The 20,256-nt window shown below is 61.3% G+C and carries 14 protein-coding genes; 11 read left to right on the top strand and 3 right to left on the bottom strand.

All coding sequences use genetic code 11. From position 1 onward, the window contains the following. The first annotated feature begins 114 nt into the window (after nucleotides 1-114). The 4 genes from GO488_RS16810 to GO488_RS16795 all read left to right on the top strand — a co-directional run bounded on the left by GO488_RS16810 (nucleotide 115) and on the right by GO488_RS16795 (nucleotide 5,019). The gene (locus GO488_RS16810) at nucleotides 115-1,428 is read left to right on the top strand and encodes a nickel pincer cofactor-dependent isomerase, group 22 (RefSeq protein WP_162318998.1); all 1,314 of its coding nucleotides are present in this window, start codon (nucleotides 115-117) and stop codon (nucleotides 1,426-1,428) included. Between the two features lie 139 nt (nucleotides 1,429-1,567). Beyond that, nucleotides 1,568-2,398: an ATP-binding cassette domain-containing protein gene (locus GO488_RS16805; RefSeq protein ID WP_162318997.1), complete on the top strand. Its 831-nt coding sequence runs from the start codon at nucleotides 1,568-1,570 to the stop codon at nucleotides 2,396-2,398. Nucleotides 2,399-2,745: 347 nt separating this feature from the next. Further along, nucleotides 2,746-3,960: a sugar ABC transporter substrate-binding protein gene (locus tag GO488_RS16800; RefSeq protein ID WP_162318996.1), complete on the top strand. Its 1,215-nt coding sequence runs from the start codon at nucleotides 2,746-2,748 to the stop codon at nucleotides 3,958-3,960. Between the two features lie 21 nt (nucleotides 3,961-3,981). Further along, a complete protein-coding gene (locus GO488_RS16795; RefSeq protein ID WP_241692962.1) occupies nucleotides 3,982-5,019 on the top strand; it encodes an ABC transporter permease in 1,038 nt (345 codons plus the stop codon). Between the two features lie 126 nt (nucleotides 5,020-5,145). Here the strand turns inward: GO488_RS16795 and GO488_RS16790 are convergent, their stop codons facing one another. Continuing rightward, nucleotides 5,146-6,276, bottom strand: a complete 1,131-nt coding sequence (locus GO488_RS16790; RefSeq protein ID WP_162318995.1) for a hypothetical protein — start codon at nucleotides 6,274-6,276, stop codon at nucleotides 5,146-5,148. Between the two features lie 831 nt (nucleotides 6,277-7,107). Here GO488_RS16790 and GO488_RS16785 point away from each other — a divergent pair. The 6 genes from GO488_RS16785 (at nucleotide 7,108) to GO488_RS16760 (ending at nucleotide 13,057) form a co-directional block, all read left to right on the top strand. Further along, nucleotides 7,108-7,881 carry an IclR family transcriptional regulator gene (locus tag GO488_RS16785; protein ID WP_162318994.1) on the top strand — a complete coding sequence of 258 codons (774 nt, stop codon included), beginning with the start codon at nucleotides 7,108-7,110 and terminating at the stop codon, nucleotides 7,879-7,881. A gap of 200 nt (nucleotides 7,882-8,081) precedes the next feature. Continuing rightward, the gene (locus GO488_RS16780) at nucleotides 8,082-9,035 is read left to right on the top strand and encodes a mannonate dehydratase (protein ID WP_206674427.1); all 954 of its coding nucleotides are present in this window, start codon (nucleotides 8,082-8,084) and stop codon (nucleotides 9,033-9,035) included. A gap of 185 nt (nucleotides 9,036-9,220) precedes the next feature. Beyond that, entirely contained in the window at nucleotides 9,221-10,288 is a 1,068-nt protein-coding gene (locus tag GO488_RS16775; protein WP_162318993.1) for a TRAP transporter substrate-binding protein, read from the top strand. Nucleotides 10,289-10,313: 25 nt separating this feature from the next. Continuing rightward, a complete protein-coding gene (locus tag GO488_RS16770) occupies nucleotides 10,314-10,862 on the top strand; it encodes a TRAP transporter small permease (RefSeq protein ID WP_162318992.1) in 549 nt (182 codons plus the stop codon). Nucleotides 10,863-10,910: 48 nt separating this feature from the next. Further along, nucleotides 10,911-12,209 (top strand): TRAP transporter large permease, encoded by a 1,299-nt coding sequence (locus tag GO488_RS16765; RefSeq protein WP_162318991.1) that lies wholly within the window; start codon nucleotides 10,911-10,913, stop codon nucleotides 12,207-12,209. A gap of 77 nt (nucleotides 12,210-12,286) precedes the next feature. After that, a complete protein-coding gene (locus GO488_RS16760; protein ID WP_162318990.1) occupies nucleotides 12,287-13,057 on the top strand; it encodes an SDR family NAD(P)-dependent oxidoreductase in 771 nt (256 codons plus the stop codon). A gap of 20 nt (nucleotides 13,058-13,077) precedes the next feature. Here the strand turns inward: GO488_RS16760 and GO488_RS16755 are convergent, their stop codons facing one another. Continuing rightward, complete coding sequence (locus GO488_RS16755; protein WP_162318989.1) at nucleotides 13,078-14,121, bottom strand: NAD(P)-dependent alcohol dehydrogenase; 1,044 nt, start codon at nucleotides 14,119-14,121, stop codon at nucleotides 13,078-13,080. A 380-nt stretch (nucleotides 14,122-14,501) separates the two neighbouring features. Here GO488_RS16755 and GO488_RS16750 point away from each other — a divergent pair, with 380 nt between their 5' ends. Then, on the top strand, nucleotides 14,502-15,590 hold the full coding sequence (locus GO488_RS16750) for a PLP-dependent cysteine synthase family protein (RefSeq protein ID WP_162318988.1): 1,089 nt from the start codon (nucleotides 14,502-14,504) through the stop codon (nucleotides 15,588-15,590). 174 nt (nucleotides 15,591-15,764) lie between these two features. Here GO488_RS16750 and GO488_RS16745 read toward each other — a convergent pair whose 3' ends face one another. Next, a complete protein-coding gene (locus GO488_RS16745) occupies nucleotides 15,765-18,704 on the bottom strand; it encodes a PAS domain S-box protein (RefSeq protein WP_162318987.1) in 2,940 nt (979 codons plus the stop codon). Nucleotides 18,705-20,256 lie beyond the last annotated feature (1,552 nt).

Raw genomic sequence — 20,256 nt, 5'->3', positions numbered from 1 at the left:
AGCGTCCATGATCCGTATGGCGCGGCGCTCCGTAAAGAAACATTCGCACGGGAACCGACAGCTACGCGAGAGGGACAACACATAAGGTCGAGATGGGCTTTAGTACGCGTATCCATGGAGTTCGAGTTTCCAGACCGCGACCGTTTGGAGGCGGCCAACGACGCCGACGTGGCCGACCTGCCCCGCGCCTACCGTGTCAGTCGCACCCGCGACCATCCCACTATCCCGGACGTCACGGAAGCCTCGACAGATGCCGTGACCGACGTTCCCGAACTCGACGAACTCGAACCGGGGAGTACTGTCGGCATCACCGCCGGGAGCAGAGGTATCGAGGTCCTCCCGGAGGTCCTCGAAGCGATCGTTTCCGAGCTACAATCTCGCGACCTCGAACCGTTCGTCTTCCCCGCGATGGGCAGTCACGGCGGAGCGACCCCCGAGGGCCAGCGCGAGACGCTCGCGACGCTCGGTATCACGCCCGACCGGCTCGGCTGTGAGATCCGGTCTTCGCTCGCCGTCGAACAGGTCGGATCCGACTCGACCGGGCGGCCGGTGTACGCCGCCGAAGACGCGCTCGAAGCCGACGCGGTCCTGCTCGTCAACCGCATCAAGCTCCACACTGACTTCCAGGGAGACGTCGAGAGCGGGCTCTGTAAGATGGCCGTCGTCGGACTGGGCAAACAACGCGGTGCCGACAACATGCACAACGCCGCGCTCAAACGCGGGTTCCACGAGGTCATCCCGGAGTGGGCCGGCATTCTGATCGAGGAGACGCCGATAATCGGTGGTGTGGGCATCATCGAGAACGCCGCGGAACGGGCGGCCGAAATCCACGGCGTCTCCGCCGCCGACCTGTTGGAAGAGGAGCCGAAACTGCTGGAGCGCTCGAAGGAGTTCTTCCCCGAACTCCCGGTCGACGACCTCGACTTGCTCGTCGTCGACGCGATGGGCAAGGAGATCAGCGGGACCGGGCTCGATACGAACGTCGTCGGTCGGGTCAGGTTCCACAATCAGGCGGAGGTCGACGAGCCGTCGATCACTCGGATCTACGTGCGGTCGCTGACACCGGCGTCCCACGGTAACGCCCTCGGGATGGGGCTCGCTGACCTCGTCCACCGCGACGTCGCCTCGGCCGTCGATTTCGAGGACACGTACGTCAACATCGTGACCAGCGGCGAGCCGAACCGGGCGAAGCTCCCGTTCGTCGTCCCGAGCGACGCGACGGCGTTCGTCCTCTCGGCGTCGATGACCGGCGTCGCCAGCGCGAGCGACCTCCGAATCGCCCGTATCGAGAGCACGATGGAACCCGGAGAGCTGTGGGTGTCAGAGCCGGTCGCCGAGGAACTCGCCGATCGAGAAGACATACAGGTCCACGAGGACGAACCGTGGCACTTCGACGAGCACGGAGAACTCGCGATGGACTGGGACTAACGTCGTACGGTCATCGACGGCCGCAAAGAAACGGCGGAGTGACGATACTGTGGACGGGAATGCGGACTCCATCACCAAAATTTACTTATATTGGTAGTGGGGATATGGTGTCAGGCCGACTCGTCTATAACCACCAGCCATGACCACAGACAGTTCACATCCACGAATCGAGGTGGAACACGTCAAGAAGCGCTTTGGCACCGTCGAGGCGCTTTCGGACGTTTCTCTCACGCTCAAAGACAACGAAGTCCTCTCGCTCGTCGGCGACAACGGCGCCGGCAAGTCGACGTTCATCAAGACGCTCGTCGGCATCCACCAGCCGGACGGCGGCGAGATACGGTTCGACGGTGAACCGGTCACCATCGACGGCCCGAAACACGCCCGCAAGCTCGGGATCGGGACGGTGTATCAGGACCTCGCGCTCGTCGACGAACTCTCCGTCGCGGAGAACCTGTTCCTCGGCCGAATGCCGGTGAAGAAGGTGGGCGGACTCGTCCCGGTCGTCGACCAGGAGTACATGGCCGAGGAGGCCGAGCGCATCCTGAGCGAGCACCTCAACATCCACGTCGACCCGGACACGCCGGTCGAATTCCTCTCCGGTGGGGAACGACAGGCAGTCGCCATCGGACGCGCTCTGGTTACCGACCCGGATATCGTCCTGCTCGACGAGCCGACGTCGGCACTCTCGAAAGCGGCCGTCGAGCACGTCGAAGAGCTCGTCCAGCGGTTGCGCGATAGCGGGCACTCGGTCATCCTCATCGATCACAACCTCGAGGAAGTCCTGTCCATGAGCGACCGCGTCGCGGTGCTCTTTCAGGGTCGAATCGTCGACGTGGTCGATGCCGCGGACGTCACCCGCGACGACGTGGTCAGTATGATGGTCTCCGGGCACCGCGCCAACGAGGATACTGACGACGAACTGGCCGGAGATGAGTCGGACGTTTCCTCGTCGCGTTCGTCCACAGCCTGAGTTCTATCGGGTGAGACGGCAGTTCTGTCCCATCCGAGCTCAGTGGCGTACACGTCTCACCCGACGCCACGTTACTCATCGGTCTCTCGAACTCCGGTACCTTCGGCTTCAGTCGCCTCGTCCACCACGCTCCGCGTCGAGCAGCGCCTGTCCAGTCGCTCGTAGGGGTCTCCTCGACACCGACCGACGGCGTTCAGAGGGGTCGCTACTTGGACGGCTGCGAGCCGAAGAATCCAGTGGTGGACGGCTCGCAAGCCCCGGGAGACAGGGACGAGCTCCCGTCGCGCCTCGACGAAACCTTTAAGTATCATTGCTCGAGAGCTAAGGTTGGAAATTAATCAAAGACCATGATTAGTAGACGCAACCTTGTCCGAGCAGTCGGAGCAGCGGGTATCGCCGGTATCGCCGGCTGTTCTGGCGGCGGAGACAGCGACCAGTCAGGGGGCAGCGACGGCGGTTCGAGTGGCGGGACCTCGACCGGCGACGACAGCAGTGACGGTTCGAGCGGCAACACCCAGCGGTTCGCGGTGTCGATGAAGTCGATGGGCCAGGCCGGGCTGTACGTGCAGGGTCAGGCCGCGAAGTGGTACACGCAGGACCGCGACGACGTCGAGATCGTCATCCTGGACGCCCAGTTCGACGCGTCAAAACAGACCCAAGACGCCATCAACGCCATCAACCAGGGGCTCGACGGCATCCTGCTGAACCCCTTCGACGCCAAGGCGTCGCGACAGATCGTCGAGGCAGCGGCCGAAGAGGACATCCCGGTCATGAACTTCGACACGGCGACGCTGTCCGAGGACATCGTCATGGGCGCTCTCTTCGGTCAGTACGCCGGCGGGCAGGTCGCTGGCGAGCGGTTCACGGAAATGATAGACGAGAAGGGCATCGAGAACCCGAAGGTCATCACGAGCGTCTTCAACTTCGAGTCGACGACGAGTCAGGCGCGCCTGTACGGCTTCACGGAGAACATCCCAGACAGCGTCGAAGTCGTCAACCGGATCGAGAGCGACGGGACGCCCGAGGACTCCGCCCCGGCGACCCAGAGTGCACTCCAGGCCAACCCCGACGTCGACGCCATCTACTCCAACAACGTCGGTAGCGGGATGGGTGCCCTGACGGCGCTCCAGCAGATGGACATGTATCACAAGAAAGACCACGAAGACCACGTCATGGCCTTCGGTATCGACGGCGGCCCCGAACTCAACCAGCGCATCGGGAGCGGCTATTACGACTTCGCGATCGACCAGCCGCTCCACATGTACGCGCCGCTGACACTCGAGCTGATGTGGGACTACCTCGAAGGCGGCGAGAGCGCTCTCCCGAAGGTCGGCGACACGGTCAAGCCCGGCGAGGACCTCTCCATCGAGAACAAGACGGTCGAGGGCATCAAGCCGTGGTCCAATCAGTTCTGGGGTCCGGCCGAGATGACCGAGTACGAGGCCGAAGACAAGGCCTGGTGGCCGTGGATGAAGTGTCAGCATGCTACTATTTCACAGGACAACGCCGACGCCTCCTACCTCTACGGGAACGTCTACCGAGAGATAGAGGGGTCGAACTGAGTCACTTCACACGAAGATACGATGAGCACACTATCCAAGGTAGGTTCGACCATCTCCGATCTCCAGGAAGACCGGACGCGGATGATGTTGTTCGCGCTGGACAACCTCATCTGGCCGATCCTGTTAGTGGCATTTATCGTCTTCTCGGTCCTCCTTCCCGAGATCTTTACCCAATACCGAAACATCGAGTTCCTGCTGTACACGAGCGCCGGACTCGGAGCGATAACGCTCGCCGAAGCGGTCTGTCTCATTAGCGGGAACTTCGACCTCTCGGTCGGGTCGGTCGCTGGCTTCTCGTCGATGTTCACTGCGCTGTTCCTCACGAGCTGGTTCCCGTCGGTGCCCGGCGTCGTCGGAATCCTGATCGTCCTCGCGGTTGGGGGGGCGATCGGCTTGATGAACGGGTTCTTCATCGCGAAGTTCGACGTGAACCCGTTCCTCCAGACGCTCTCGGCGCTCATCGTCTTCGAGGGCGGGATACTGGTCCTGTCCACGCGGTCCGTCTACGAGTTACCGAAGAGCTACCTGTGGCTCGGCGGTGAAGAGGTCTCGCTCGGGGGCCTCCTCCCCCAGTCGGTTCCCGTCGCTGTCCTCTTCATGCTCGGTCTCTTCGTCACTGTGTGGTTCGTCCTGACGAAGACCCGATTCGGTCGAGCGATATACGCGGTCGGTGGCGACGAGGAGTCATCCGCCGAAGCGGGTATCGACACGGACCGAATCGTCATCGCCGTCTTCGTACTCTCGGGCATGCTGGCCGCCACTGGCGGCCTGCTGCTGACGGGGTTCAACGGCGGGGCAACGCCGACGCTCGGGACCGCACAGCTGTTCCCCGCCTTCACCGCTGCCGTCATCGGTGGGGTTAGCCTGTTCGGCGGCCGAGGAAACGTCTTCAACGCACTCGGTGGGGTCCTGTTGCTCAGCACCATCGCGGCTGGCCTCGTGATGCTGAACATAGACCCGCAGATCGTCCAGACGATCAACGGACTCGTGCTCTTCGCAGCCATCCTGCTGTACACCTTCGTCCAGCGGTTCCGGGGCCGACTACTCTCGGACCTCTGACCCCCGACGAAACATCTTTGTCTCGAAGCCGACCGCGTCGACTCTCGGCTACGAACGCCTCGTCAGCTCGCCGGCTCCGGACCTACTGTCGTAGACGGGGATGGCGACTGGAGAACTGGTCGCGTACTACTCGAACTGTGCGTCGTAGGTCGTGACGGCCGAGGCGACGTCGTCGTACGACGGCGTCTCGCCGGTCCGGACGAACTCGCGAGCGAGCGCGTTGCCGAGCACGACGGCAGCTGTCTCCGGTAGTCCCTCGACGAGACCCAGGGACAGTCCCGCGTTGAAGTGGTCGCCGGCGCTGGTGGTCAGCTCCGGAGAGTCGACGGGGTTCACGCTCACGCTCGTCGTCCCGTCGTCGCTCACGACCACGGACTCCGTGACGCTGTGACCGACGAACCGGTCGACGGCCAGGGAGTCGAACACGACGCGGGCGTCCGCGACGATATCGTCGCTCGTGTGCGCGCCGAGGACGGACGCGAGTTCCTTCGTCTCGTAGCGGTTCGCCGAGACGGTCACCTCCATTTCCGCTGCGAGACGGCGCGTCGCCGCGACGATCGGTTCCAGCGCCTCCTCGTCGAGTTCTCGGATGTCCGCGGGGTCGAGCAGGACGTGCTCCGGTGGGTCTGCGAGCTTCGGTAAGACCTTTTCTCGCAGTCCGTCGATGATACCCGCCAGCTCGGGAATCACCGCCCAGTAGCCGATGCCGAGGAGTTTCGCGCCATCGAGTTCGTCGACCAGCGTCTCGATACCGACCCGCGACTCGATCGTCTTCCAGTCCAGCGTCGCGGCACCGCCACTCTCCATCAGCATGAGTTTCCCGTCGTCGAATTCGATGGCGTCGGTGACTCCCGGGTCTCCCAGCGAGTACATAGTAGACGCTTCGAATTCCCGTTCGAAGATGTCCAGAGTCGGGTCGCCGCACATCCCGACGAGCGTCGTATCGAACCCGAGGGTCTGGTACGCACGGGACAGGTGGCTGACGTGCCCGCCGGTTCGCTGGCCGTGGCGCTCCCACGAGATGGCGAGCGAGCTGTCGGCGGCCGCCGACGTCACGATCTCCTCGCCGAACTCGCGAAGCGTCGTGATGCGTTCGTCGCCCGACGAACCGGCGTTCGTTCCCGCCTGTCGGACGTTATCGACGAAGCCGTCGAAGCCGAACACCACCGTCCCACCGCTCAGTTCCGTCGGGAGGTGATTCTGACACGACGCCACGGCATCACGCGTCTGGGAATCCGGATAGCTAGTTGGCGACATTCGTTTCAACTCCGTCGACGGCCTGTGTTCGTGCCCGGAGAAATTCCGGGGCAGAAACGGTGACGTGGGTGCTATCGGTTGCTTTCGAGAGAGACTCCGGGGAGTGCCTCGACGCTTCGGGTTCAACTGGGCAACGCAGAGCGCGTTGATCGCTGTCGGGCCGGTTTAGTTCGAGTACTTTCGGTGCCCGAGACGCTGCTAACAGACGCATGTGTACCGGTATATCTGGGGATAGTATAAAAGATTATGTCACAACGCCGGATTTGGCTCTGCCGACATTAAGTGGTAGTAATCCGCCGCTCTACGAGAGAATAGGTTTTCTCGGTGTACTTCCCAGAATATCTATCCCTATCGAGTGGATATCTGCCAGAATAGTAATGGTTATTACACGATTTGCACAGTCGCATATAGATTTTCCAGATAAAGCCACAATATCGACAGATATAGAGTTATAATTTGGCTCTATTACACTATTATCTATATTTAAACCCTTTGTTGGGTGATAATTCACGATATGCCTCTGTCTCTCTCCGATTGATTCTCGGGTTTGTGAGTTTGGCATTATTCCGAACCGTGATACGACGATCCTGGGCTCACCATACTCGTCGCGGTGTCGTATAGTTCGGGAGAAACAGCCGACATCTGATAACACAGGTACGACCGTTATTTGTTGGAGGCGAGATGTAATCCACTATGAGTGGATGGATGTGTCGAGTTACGCGAGACAGGTCCGTACAACGGGCCAATGAGGTGCAGTTCCCGACTTCCGTCTCGGAGAATGGGATTCCACTCATGGTAGATTTTATCACTCCCGCTGCCGTAGGTAGTCGCATGAACCTAAACGACCCGGACGACGGCGGAAAGCGAGTGGCCGCCGTACAGCGGGCGTTCGAAGTCGTCAGCGTGCTGCGAGACGCCGGAACGGTCCGGATCAGCGATGTCGCAGACGCACTCGATATCCCGACGAGCACGGCACACGTCCATCTCAAAACGCTGGAATCGGCCGGCTACGTCGTCCAGGGCGCTGACGGATATCGACTCGGACTGCAGTTCCTCAGGGACGGCGCCGTCGCCAGAAGCGAACTGCGCGCGTACTCGACCGCGAAATCCGAGATCGACAACCTCGCCGAGAGCACGGGTGAAGTCGCAAATCTGGGCGTCGAGGAGAACGGACAGCGGGTCATCGTGTATCAAGCAGAGGGGAGCGAGGCGGTCTACGACAACGCCCTCGTCGGCGAGTACACCAATATGCACTGGACGGCGCTAGGGAAAGCAATCCTCGCCGAACTTCCGGACGACTACGTGGAGGAGATCGTCGACAGCTACGGCCTCCCGACGGCCACGGAGAACACGATCGACACGCCAGAGGCGCTCTTCGAGACGTTGACGGCCATCCGCGAGCGCGGATTCGCGCTCGAAGACGAGGAACGGCGCACCGGCATTCGCTCGATAGCCGTTCCACTCGAGGTAGAAGACCGCGTCGTCGGGGCCGTCTCGCTCTCGGGACCGAAAGAACGATTCGACGACGACCGAATCGAAGACGAACTGTTGCCGGCACTCAAGGACCGAACGAACGTCGTCGAGGTAAAAATTGCATACGAGTAGGGTGCGTAGCTCGCCCGGCGTTCGAGAGTATCGGTGGCGCGAGAGCCAAACACTCAACACCGACAAGAGCTCGATGACGTGTGAGTAATATCTACTATTAGTGGAGTGCCCCGTGTGGTCGTCTCACAAGCCCCGGGAGGTCGCTCACTGGGAAGTTTGTAAGCAAAGTTTACATAGGAGGAGTCTCTCACTTCGGGCGTATGAATCCAGCACTGATGCTGCCGCCCTCCCCGGATAGACGATGGACCCTCGCCAAGCAGTTGGGCGTGGACCGCGGCGTCGTCCGGTTCTGGGGAGTCGACGACTGGTGGGAGTATGACACGCTTTTGCGGACGCGAAATCGGTTCGAGGACCACGACATCCCCCTCGAAGTCGTCGAGGACAGACCGCCGATGACCCGGACCGTCCTCGGCGAGGAAGGCCGTGACGAGGAGATAGCGACGGTAAAGCAGCTACTCAGGAACCTGGGGCGGCTGGGCATCGGGACGTACTGCTGGGTTTGGACCGAAAATCCCGTCGGCGTCCTGCGGACCTCCGACTCCGTACCGGACCGCGGCGGTTCGCTGCTGACGGGCTACGATCACGAACTGAGTCAGCGAGCGGGCGACCACCCCGCGGCGGGCATCACCGAGGAGGAACTCTGGGAGAATTTGCGGTACTTCCTCGAAGAGGTCGTTCCCGTCGCCGAGGAGGCAGGGGTGAAGATGGCACTTCACCCCGACGACCCGCCGGTCTCGCCCGTCCGGGGCGTGCCTCGTCTCGTTACGTCCGTCGAGAGTTACGAGCGGATTCTGGATCTCTACGACAGCCCGAACCACGGCGTCACCTTCTGTCAGGGGAACTTCGCCGCAATGGGCGGCGACGTTCCCTCGGCGATACGGCGGCTCGGCGACCGAATCCACTTCGTCCACTTCCGAGACGTCGCCGGGACGCCCGAGTCGTTCGTCGAGACGTGGCACGACGACGGCCCAACTGATATGAAGGCGGCTATCGACGCGTACCGAGACGTCGGATTCGACGGACCGATTCGACCCGACCACGTCCCGAAGATGCTCGGCGAGGAGGACCGGGAGGGCGTCCACGCGGGTTACACCGATATGGGCCGGCTGTTCGCTATCGGCTACATTCGCGGCCTGCTAGAGCAGACGGCGTAACTGTCGCTGTGTCGGTGCGAGCGAGGCGAACCGGAACTACCGCTCGCAGAAGCGCGTTTTTGCGGAGACGTCGAGACCGGTCGTCGCCGTCGAGTCCGCGCTCGCGTCATACAACATCAGTGGACGATGATTATCATATATTATTGAGCAAGATATAAGTAGTAGCGTCCAAAGTGGGTGAATGTATGTCACAACAGAGTCGAAGACGCTTCATCGAACAGCTCGGTGTGCTCGGCGGCGCAGGCACGCTCACTTCGCTCGCGGGATGTTCCGGCGACGGCGGGTCCGGGAGCGGGGACGGCGGGTCCGGAAACAACGGGACGACCGGCACCTCCGGAGACGGCGGAAGCGGCGAGAGCCAGGAGATGCTCATCGGGAGCGTCTTCCCGAGCGGTCACGTCATCAACGAAATGGCGAAGTCGTGGGCGGAGACGGTCTCCGAAGAAACGGGCAACCGCGTCTCGGTCACCATCGAACCCGCGTTCGGCGGCGAATCCGAAGTGATGGAACAGACGCGTATCGGGTCCATCGACGGGACCATTATCGGGACTCGATGGGTCATCGACTACGACCCGAAGAACTTCTGGGTCGAGTCGCCGTTCGTCTTCGATAGCTGGGAACAGCAGCGACGAGCGTTCCAGACGGAATATCTCGAAGATGGAAAGAAAGCGCTCCGTCAAGAAGGAAATCAGCACCTCGTCAACCAGCCCATCTACCGCGGCTATCGACACACGTCGGGCAAGAAGGCCTACGAGACCCCGGACGCGATTCAGGGGACCAACCTGCGCGTTCCGGACCTCTCGCCGTGGGTGAACATCTGGGAGGGTATCGGAGCCAGCCCGACGACTGTCGCCTTCGACGAACTGTACAGCGCGCTTCAACAGGGCGTCGTCAACGCACAGGAGAACCCAGCGGAGACGGTTCTGTCGGCGTCGCTGTACGAAGTCCAGAGTCACTACACGCTCACACAGCACCTGGCCTCGACGGGCTGGTTCACGTTCAACAGCGACACCTTCTCCAGCCTCTCCGAGGACGACCAGACGGTGTTGACCGACACGCTCACGCAGGACATCAAGGAACTCAGTAGCAGCATCAAAGATTCAGAGTCCAAAGCTATCGACGAACTGGAGAGCAACGGGATGAACATCGTCGAACCGGATCGCGACGCGTGGCTCTCGGCGGCCGAAGAGCCGCTCAAGGCCCAGTTCGAGGCGAACTGGGAGCCGTCGTTAGAAGAAGTGCGAAACATTTGAGACCCCCCGCGAAACACAGTGAACTATGGTTGAGAACAGCACCAAATCGACACCAATGCGCTATTTCGACCGGGGAGTCAAGGCGCTGGCCTTGCTGCTCTACGGCCTGATGATACTGGTCGTAGGGTTGCAGATACTGACTCGGTGGGTACTCGGGTCGTTCATCGGCAGTAGTCTGCCGTGGACTGTCAATCTCTCACAGATGCTTCTCGTTTACATCACGTTCATCGGCGCGGCCGTTGCGAGCGAGAAACGAGAACACATCTCACTTGACCTGCTGTCCTCGCGACTTCCGGACCGGGCGGTTCGAGCGCTCGCTGGGCTCCGGGCGATACTCGTGCTCGTGTTCATCGGCGTCCTCGTCTCGGGCGCGTACCCGCTGTACCTCCAGAATCGGGGTTCGGTCATCGGGGCGTTGCCGACCTATCCGCCATTCACGCAGGCGTGGCTGTACGTCCCGGTCGTCGTGGGCGGGGCCATCATCGCCGTCTACTGCGTCCGTGACCTCTGGGAAGTCATCGCGTCGCCGGAGACGATAATCGCGGAGACCAAAGGGGACGACGATGCGAACTGAGACGCCCGCGGGCCGACCCGCCACGCACCAGCAGGGGGTGACACGCTGATGGCAGACATCGTCCTCTTGACCCTGTTCGTCGGGGTCCTGCTGGGACTCTACCTGTTCGAGATTCCGGTCGTCTACGCGCTGGGACTGACGAGCCTCATCCTGATGTGGACGACGTCGATCCCCTTCGAGCCGCTGCTCGTCGCACAGACGATGGTCAGCGGGAGCAACTCTTTCGTCCTACTGGCGATTCCGCTATTCCTCCAGACGGGACTGCTGATGAACGCGCTCGGTCTCACCGATGTCATCTTCGACTTCGCGAAGGCCATCGTCGGGCCGATCCGCGGCGGCCTCGCCCACGTCAACATCGTGGCGAGCATCATCTTCTCGGGGATGACCGGGACCGCCGCGGCCGACGCCGCCGGCCTCGGTGCCATCGAGTATCAGGCGATGCGCGACGAGGGCTACGAAGAGGGATTCAGCGTCGCCGTCACGGGGTCGTCCTCGATTATCGGCCCCATCATCCCGCCGAGCGTCCCGCTCATCATCTACGGCGTCATCGCGCAGGTGTCCATCGGGACGCTGTTCATCGCGGGCCTCGTCCCCGGTCTCATCATGGGGGTCGGCCTGATGGTCCTCTGTACGGTGTACGCCCACCGACGCGGGTACGAACGCGGCGAGTGGTGGAACCCCGGCGAAATCGCCAGAACCGGCTACCGTGCGCTCCCGGCGCTTGGAACGCCGCTACTCATCATCGGCGGTATCCTCGGCGGCTGGTTCACTGCGACGGAGGCCGGAGCGGTCGCGCTGTTCTACACGCTGCTCATCGGGACCGTCTTCTACGACGCGCTCAGCTTAGAGGAAGTCGTAGATAGCTTCGAAGACGGGATGACGCGCACGGCGTCGCTCACCTTCATCGTCGCCGCCGCGGCACTGTACGGCTTCCTCATCCGGCGCGCGCAACTGCCGGAAGTTCTGGCTAACGCGGTCATGAACGTCTCTACCGACCCGCTCGTCGTCCTGCTGCTGATAGCGGGCGTGCTGTTCATCGTCGGCCTGATGTTGGAGACTATCGCCGCGATCACGATTCTGACGCCGGTCTTCCTGCCGATAATCGAGCAGACGGCCATCAGCCCGATTCACTTCGGCGTCATCATGATCATCACGCTGATGATCGGCCTGCTGACGCCGCCCTTCGGCGTCATCCTGTTCGTGCTCAACGCCGTCACGGGCGTCTCGCTCGAACGGATCACGCGGAACATGGTGCCGTTCTACGTTCCGCTACTGATCGCGCTGATTCTCGCAATCGTCTTCCCGGGCGTCGTCATGTGGCTGCCGCGGACGATGGGACTCGCCTGAGTCTCCGTCCGGATATTTCTCGTCTCCGAGGGGGACATCGTAAGAGTAACGGAGCGTTGGGTGGTCGTTGGTATCGTATGACTGAGCCAGCAACGCCGACAGTCAGCGTCGCGGAGAAGAACGCCGTCGTCATCGGCGGGACGAGCGGTATCGGTCGGGCCATTGCACTCGCGTTCGCGGACGACGGGGCCGACGTCGTCGCGACGAGTCGTCACGAAGACGCGGTCGAATCGACCGCCGAAGAGCTCCGAGAACGCGGCGCGGAGACGGCGACCGTCACCTGTGACGTGCGAGACGAAGAGTCGATCGAGCACCTCTACGACGTGGCCGCCGACGCACTCGGCGAGATAGACGTTCTCGTCAACTCCGCCGGATCCGTGGCGAAAGCACCGGTTACGGAGATGGAAGAACCGGACTGGGCGCGCGACATCGACACGAACCTCACAGGCGTCTTCCGCGCGTGCCAGGTGTTCGGCCGCGAGATGGACTCGGGAAGCATCATCACCATCTCCTCGATGTCGGCCGGGCAGGCCCGCGAACAGCGTCCCGCGTACTGCGCGGCCAAGAGCGGCGTCAACGGCCTCACGCGCGCCGCGGCCGCCGACCTCGGTCCCGAGGTACGCGTCAACGCCATCGAACCCGGCTTCGTGGAGACGCCGCTGGCCGGCGACGCCTTCGAAGAAGGGACGGAGCTACGAGAACAGATCGACGAGCGGACGCCGCTGGAACGGGTCGCCCAGCCCGACGAGATCGCGGGAGCCGCAGTCTACCTCGCCAGCGACGCGGCGTCGTTCACGACCGGCGAGATGATAAAAGTCGACGGCGGGTACGACGACAGTTCGCTCTGATAGGCGCGGTCGTCAGTCGTTTAGCGTTCCTGTGACCCGTTGCTGACGCGTACGACACCTTTCACGTTCTCCGGCTCCATCGCCCGGTCGAACGCCGCCTGCGTCTCCGTCAGCGACTGCTCGAAGCTCACGATGCTGTCGACGTCGAACCGCCCCGTCCGAATACCCTCGATGGCCTCCGGGTACGTCCCGCAGAATCGGAACGACCCTTTCAGGTCGTACTCCTCGCCGATGAGCCCGACGACATCCGTCGGGAGCGCCGCGTCCATCGGAATGCCGACGAAGACGACGGTCCCGCCTCGCTTGACGGCCTCGGTCGTCAGCTCGATGGCGCTGTCCGCACCGGAACTCTCCATGACGATGTCGACGCCGTCAGGGTCGATTCGGTCGTGAATCACGCTGACCGGATCGTCCGACGTGACATCGACCGTGTGAGCCACGCCGCGTCGCTCGGCCAGTTCGAGTTTCTCCGGGACGACGTCGGTCAGCACGACCTCTGCGCCCTGTGCCATGGCGACTTCAGAGACGAGTTGTCCGATGGGACCACCGCCGGTGACGAGCACCGTGTCGCCCTCGGTGATCTCGCCGCGTTCACAGGCGTGCATCGCGACGCTCAACGGTTCGGCGAGCGCACCTTCCCGGAGCGAGACGCCCTCGGGGAGCGGGTAGACGAGTTCGGCGGGCCACGCGACGTACTCCGTCAGCGCGCCGTCGACCGGTGGGGAGGACATGTACTCCATCCGTTTACACAGGTGATACTCGTCGCCTTCGCAGTACGAACACTCGCCGCACGAGATACCCGGTTCGATAGCGACGCGGTCGGATTCGGAGAGAGCCGTGACGTCGCGTCCCACTTCGACGACGGTCCCCGCCGACTCGTGTCCCAGAACGTGTGGGAACTGCACGACGTTCCCGCTGTTCTCTCCGTTCTGGTAGTAATGGAGGTCCGACCCACAGATTCCGACGCGATCGATGCGGACGAGCACTTCGCCCGGGCCGGGATCCGGTCGGTCTCGTTCGATTACGCTTAGCTCACCGACGTCAGAGAGAACGCACGTTCGCATAGTTCGATATGAGGAAACAGACAGTTATCGTTTTCGGTAGTCCGAGCGAGGGGTGGTAACGGGTCGTCCCTATTTCCATCGATTGATTTCCATATATAGACATTTTATACCAAGTCTATGTGTTTTTCACCACATCTAGAATTGTATTCTGTGATACATCTTCATAATTTCCGAATATATCTATATTTTACTATCTTATCTTTCTTATTTCCGCATCTGGGTCAAGATAGTGATAGATATGGATCGTCGCCGTTTCCGCGGACGAGGCAAACGGGGGATGACTACCCGCAGATGTGTCTCTCAGACGTACTATTCGCCGGACACTTTATATCGTCACTTGGCCCAAGAATTTATCCCGAGACCGGGGTAGTATATCGACAATGGGCGAGGAGTCTTCGTACGACGACGTACTGAACGGTAGCGGCTCCGCTGAAACGATGGGACATGCATCGGAGGCTCGCGGTCGCTCCGACGCCGACGTAGACCCCGAGGACGATCTCGACGTAACTTTTCTCGACGTGGAAGCGGAGGACGACGTGCCCTTTCCCCGCATCGCTCGCGACCCGGTGCTCCGCGAGATCGGAAACACGCCGCTGGTCCCCCACCCCGAGAACGAGCAGATCGTCTGCAAGATGGAGCGCGAGAACCCGACGCTGAGTCACAAGGACCGCCTCGGTGCGGGGATGATACTCGGGCTCCGACAGATGGGGAAACTTAGCGAGGGCCAGCGCGTCGTCGAAGCCAGTTCCGGCAACACGGCCGGGGGCGTGGCGCTCGCCGCCAATCGCCTCGGACACCCCTGTACGATCGTCATGCGCGAGACGACCAGCCCCGTCAAACAGGGCTTCGTCAAATCGCTCGGAGCCGAAGTCGTCACCGCTCCGGACGTGGGCCACGAGGAGCACTTCTATTACCAGAAGGTCGCACGCCGCTACGCCGACGAGCACGACGCCGTCTACCTCAACCAGTACGAACGGCCGCTCAACCGCCACGTCCACTACGAGTGGACCGGACCGGAGCTGTACGACCAGATAGAGGGAGAGGGGGTCACGCACGTCGTCGGGGCCGTCAGCACGTGCGGATTCATGACCGGCGTGGCCGAGTACCTGAAGGAGACGGAGCCGGCGATTCGGATGGTGGGCGTCGACGGCGAGGAGTCGAACGTTCACCGCACGTTTCACGACAACGAACTCGGCCGGTACGACGTCGATATCGAGGGACTGGGGCAGTGGCGCGTGACCGACGTGGGCAACCTCGCTGCTCTCGACGACGTTCGAACCGTGCCCGACTCGACGGCGATCTCCCGCTCGAAGCACGAGAGCGCCGACAACGGCCTTCTGATGGGACTGAGTTCCGGCGCGGCGATGGAAGTCGCCCAGACGATCACGCAGGAGAACGACGACGCGCGGGTCGTCGCGGTCGTCCACGACGGCGCGGAGCAGTACTTCCACGAAGTCGAAGGGTGGTAGCTGAGAGGCTGACTCGCAGGCCGTCTCTGATATCGTATCCGAGTCGGTATCCGCATAACCGTCTTTCGTGCATATTTCTCCGATATCTGTTCATAGATGTCGCATAGGCGGAGACATATGGATGGTTACGCAGATGGTGGCAAAGAGCCGACAGCGTAGCGCTACGAACGCACCCTACGTGTCCCCTCCGATACACTTGAACTCGAAGCGCGCGCCGCCGCTCTCGCTCTCGGCAATACGGCAGCCCCACTCGTACGCATCGGTTAGCTCCCTGACGAACGCTAATCCGAGGCCGGTGCCGCCCTCTTCGGCAGCCGTCGTGTAGCCGACTTCGAACACGGAGTCCCGCTCGTCTTCCGGGATTCCAGTCCCGTCGTCTTCGACGTAGAATCCCGACGACAGTTCGCCGACGGCGACGGAAACGTCCTCGCCGCCGTGTTCGACCGCGTTCCGATAGAGGTTAGCGAACAGGTGCTGGAGGTACGTCTCGTCGGCCTGAACCGTCATATCGAGGTCGACATCGAGCGTCGCCTCCAGCGTGTCGACGTCGTCCCACGCTTCACGCGCCATCTCCGCCAGATTTACCGACCCGGTCGTATCGACGGCGTCGTTTCCGCGGGCCAGTACCAACATCACGTCGATCATCGTCTCGATGCGGTCGAACGCGTCCGTGACGTATTCGACGGCGTCGGAATCAGTCTCGTCGGGCAGCTGTCGACTGTAGATGTGGCCGATCGTGACCGGATTTCGGAGTTCGTGAGCGAGCATGCTCGCGAAGCTCTCTAACCGCTCGTTGGACGCTTCGAGTTCGGCGACCAGCTCCTCCAGTTCGGTCTGATAGGCGTGGCGTTCGATGGCCTCCGCGAGGATGTTCGCGACGCTCTGGACGAACGTGACGTCCTCGTCGGTGAACGACTTCCGTTCGGTGTCGTGCGTGCCGAGGATACCCCACGGATCGTCGTAGGAGCCGATGATCGTACTGATGCCGCTACTGACGTCGTGCGCGCGAAGCAGTTCGGGCCCCGAAAAGCGCGACTCGGTCGCCAGGTCGTCGACGACGACGGGCTCCTTTGAGTGGAGCGTGTACGACGCCTGCGAGTCGTCTTCGGACGCCGAGACCGTCCCGGTACCGACGGTTCCATCCTCCCAGCCGACGCCCTGCCGAAGGAGCAGTTCGTCGTTGGACTGATCGAGGTCGAGGACCTTCGCGTACTCGTTATCGAGAACGTCGGCGACCAGGCGAGCGGCCCCGTCGAACAGCACGTCGAGGTCCGTGTCTTCGAGCGCGCGCCGACTCAGTTCGGAGACGACCCACTGCTGTCGGGCGCGGGCTTCGAGTTCCCGCTCGGATTCGACGCGTTCGGTCACGTCCCTGACGTAGATCGACAGTCCCGTCTCCGAGGGATAGGCGTGAATCTCTACCCAGGCTTCGAGCGATTCGTTGTACCACTCGAAACTGACCGGCTCCTGTGTCTCCATCGCCTCGTGAGCTTTTTCCCAGACGATCCCCGTCTCCGCCTGGGGGAACGCCTCCCAGACGCTCTCGCCGAGCACCGTCGCTTCCTCCCGTTCGATGAGTTCCTCGGCGGCTTCGTTGACGTGGGTGAAGCGCCATTCCTCGTCGAGAGCGATGAACCCGTCGGTGATCCGGTCGTACACCTCGTCGAGTTCGGCCTCGAGTTCGGCGCGCTGGCGTTCGAGCTGCCTGGCCTGCGTCTTCAGTTTCGTGATGTCCTTGACGGCGAGGACGACGCGTTCGGGCGGCGATTCGTCGCCGAACGGGACGGCGGTCACCGACATCCACGCGCGTCCGCCCGGCAGGTCGATTTGTCCCTCCCAGTCGGTGACCCGGTCGCCGGTCTCGAACACCCGCATGTAGGGTCGCTCCGACGGCGGAACCGGGTTGCCGTCTGCATCGTAGACGAGTTGGTCACCGATAGCGTACTCGTCGGATTCTTCGAGACCGAGGCGGTTCCGGGCGCGCTGGTTCAGTTTCTCGATACTCCCGTCGCGATTCACGACGAGGATACTCAGCGGGGCGGCAGCGAGAATCTGATCGACGAAATCCCGTTCCCGGCGGAGTTGGGCCTCTTGACGTTTGAGTTCGGTGATGTCCTCGCTGGCGGAGATTATCCGTTCGAGCGACCCCTCGGAGTCGAACTGCGGGACAGTGTTGACCGAGACCCAGAGGCGGTCGCGGTCGGGGCGGTCGATGGCGATCTCCTCGTTGAACAGCGGCTCACCGGTCTCGTAGACGCGGGCCATCGGCGTTTCGCTGGGAGCGAGGGAGTTGCCGTCGCTGTCGTAAAATTCCCACTCGTCGCGAACCCCGGGGTCACTGACGAGCTCCTGTTCGGAGAGATCAAGGACGTCTTGTGCGCGCTGATTGGCCATGACCATCTCGCCATCGCCGTCCTGTACGGTGATGGCGACCGGTGCCGTCTTCAGGAGATGTTCGGTCAGCTCGTTCTCTCGGCGGAGTGCCTCCTCGCGTTGCTTTCGCTCGGTCAGGTCTCGGGTGACTTTCGTGAATCCCTTCAGCGAGCCGTCGTCGTCCCAGATCGCGGTGATGGTGACGTTCGCCCAGAACTCCGAGCCGTCGTTTCGAACGCGCCACCCCTCGGATTCGATACGGCCGCTCCTCTCGGCGGCCGCCAAGTTCCGAGCCGGGACCCCGCGTTCGGTGTCCTCGTCGGTGTAGAACGTCGAGAAGTGCTTGCCGACGATTTCGTCCGCGTCGTACCCCTTGATCCGCTTGGCCCCGTCGTTCCAACTGGCGACGTACCCGTTCGGATCGAGGACGAAAATCGCGTAATCTTCCACCGAGCGGACGAACTCGGCGAATTGGTCGTCCTCGTCCCAGGGCGAATCGATATTAGTGGTCGCGTCGGCTTCTACTGGACGCCACCAGATACGGCTCTCGGAACCCGTCTCTTTCGTTTCGAGCACGCCTCGATCTGCGAGTCGAGCGAGCGAGCGGCGGGCACGTTGACGGTGACAATCGAGCGCATCGGCGACCTCGGCCGTCGTCAGCGGCGTCGATGGCTGTTCCAGTCGCTCGAAGACCGCTAGCGTGTCCGCGACGGTACCGTCAGTCCCTTCCCCGGGTCCCATAATAGCGCGTAATACCAGCAATGTACCCGCCAGCGTTCTTAAACCTGTGGTACGTCGGGATTTCGGGCAATCGCAGTGTAGCCGGTCTCTCGTCCGACCGCTATCGTCGGAGAGGAAACTATCGGTCGGAACAGTGTCCTAGAACTGCCGATGTAGCCACAGAGGATAGGAAGAGGTGTAATCATAAGCCCATAAGTGCGTGTTTTTAGGGAAGAGAAGAATTTATATACGGACATTTTGTATATAGTCTTTGCCTATATAGGAAGAAAAACGGATATTATAGGACTATTCTGAAAAATAAGGAGGTTCTTTGTCTTTTTCAGGTGGTAAAATAGATATGAACAGTAATTTTTTGAACCTATACAGATATCCGGATGACTGATAATTGTTAGCAGATGAAAGGGGTAAAACGAGTCGAAGAGTGGTTTGTAGGAACACCGCTTTCGAAAGCAGTAAATAACTGATTTGATCGGTGACCGCGTTCGAGGGGAGACACAGACACCCCTCTATCGATGTGTTCTGGCTGTTAGGGAGTGTGGTACCAGCTGGGAACTCGTGGAAGCACAGAATAATCGAAGGCTGTGTTCGAACAGTTGTGGACACAGACACCCCTCTATCGATGTGTTTTGGCCGACTACGAAGGGTGACATCGAACAGAGAGCCGGCAGCGAACGACGTAACGCAGCTCGTAGAGTGTGCCAGAAGGCAAGGGACAACCTGGGAGAGTATAGGAACGACGAAGCAGTTCTAAGCGTGGTTCTACAGTAGTCTCGAAAATTAAACGGGAAATGTACGACCCGCCTGTTTCACGCTCCTTCCAAAGTGAAGATCTCTCCCTTCGGAACACATCGAACACATCGATAGAGGGGTGTGTGTGTTGTTGCTAGTAAGCTAGAAGAAGAAGAACGAATATCGAAGTGTGAACGGTTCTGTATCCTATATTTCCGCTTCTAGCGTTATAGACGAGGACGCGACTTGCTTCACCGAATTTACTTTGGCACCTCCCTCGACGAGTCCGACTGAAACCCCCACCCCTTCCTTTCCCTCGAACACATCGATAGAGGGGTGTCTGTGTTCCCCCCTCCTCTCGAACACATCGTCGCTACTTTTGTCCTCTCTCACATCTCGAAAGCGCGAACTCGCAGTAACGCGCTACTGACGAACTCAATAACGGAATCACACATCGATAGAGGTGGGTAACGCTTTTCCCTCCCGGGCGTCTCGGTTCGGTCATGAACGCTGACGACTCCGAGGCTGACGACACCACCGAGTCGTCGGAGCCGGACGATTCCGAAGAGACGACACAGTCTGATCTCCTGGCGAGCGCGGACGAGCGGACCACGACCGACGAGGGCGAGTCCACAGACGAACTCGACCCGGTTTCTGATCCGAATACAACCCGAACGAACACAGAACTGGCACCTGCGACCGAGTCCAACGAGGAACAGTCGTCACCACCTGAAGAGAGAGCGTCGTCACCCGTGGAAGAAGATCCGTCGTCTCCCGAAGAGAGCGAGTCGTCAGATCCCGATACCGGTGTGTCACTCTCCAC

This window comes from Haloarcula limicola, from assembly GCF_010119205.1.
Taxonomy (GTDB): domain Archaea; phylum Halobacteriota; class Halobacteria; order Halobacteriales; family Haloarculaceae; genus Haloarcula; species Haloarcula limicola.
Note: the sequence above shows the minus strand (reverse complement) of the source record. Positions and strands in the feature narration are given on the sequence as shown.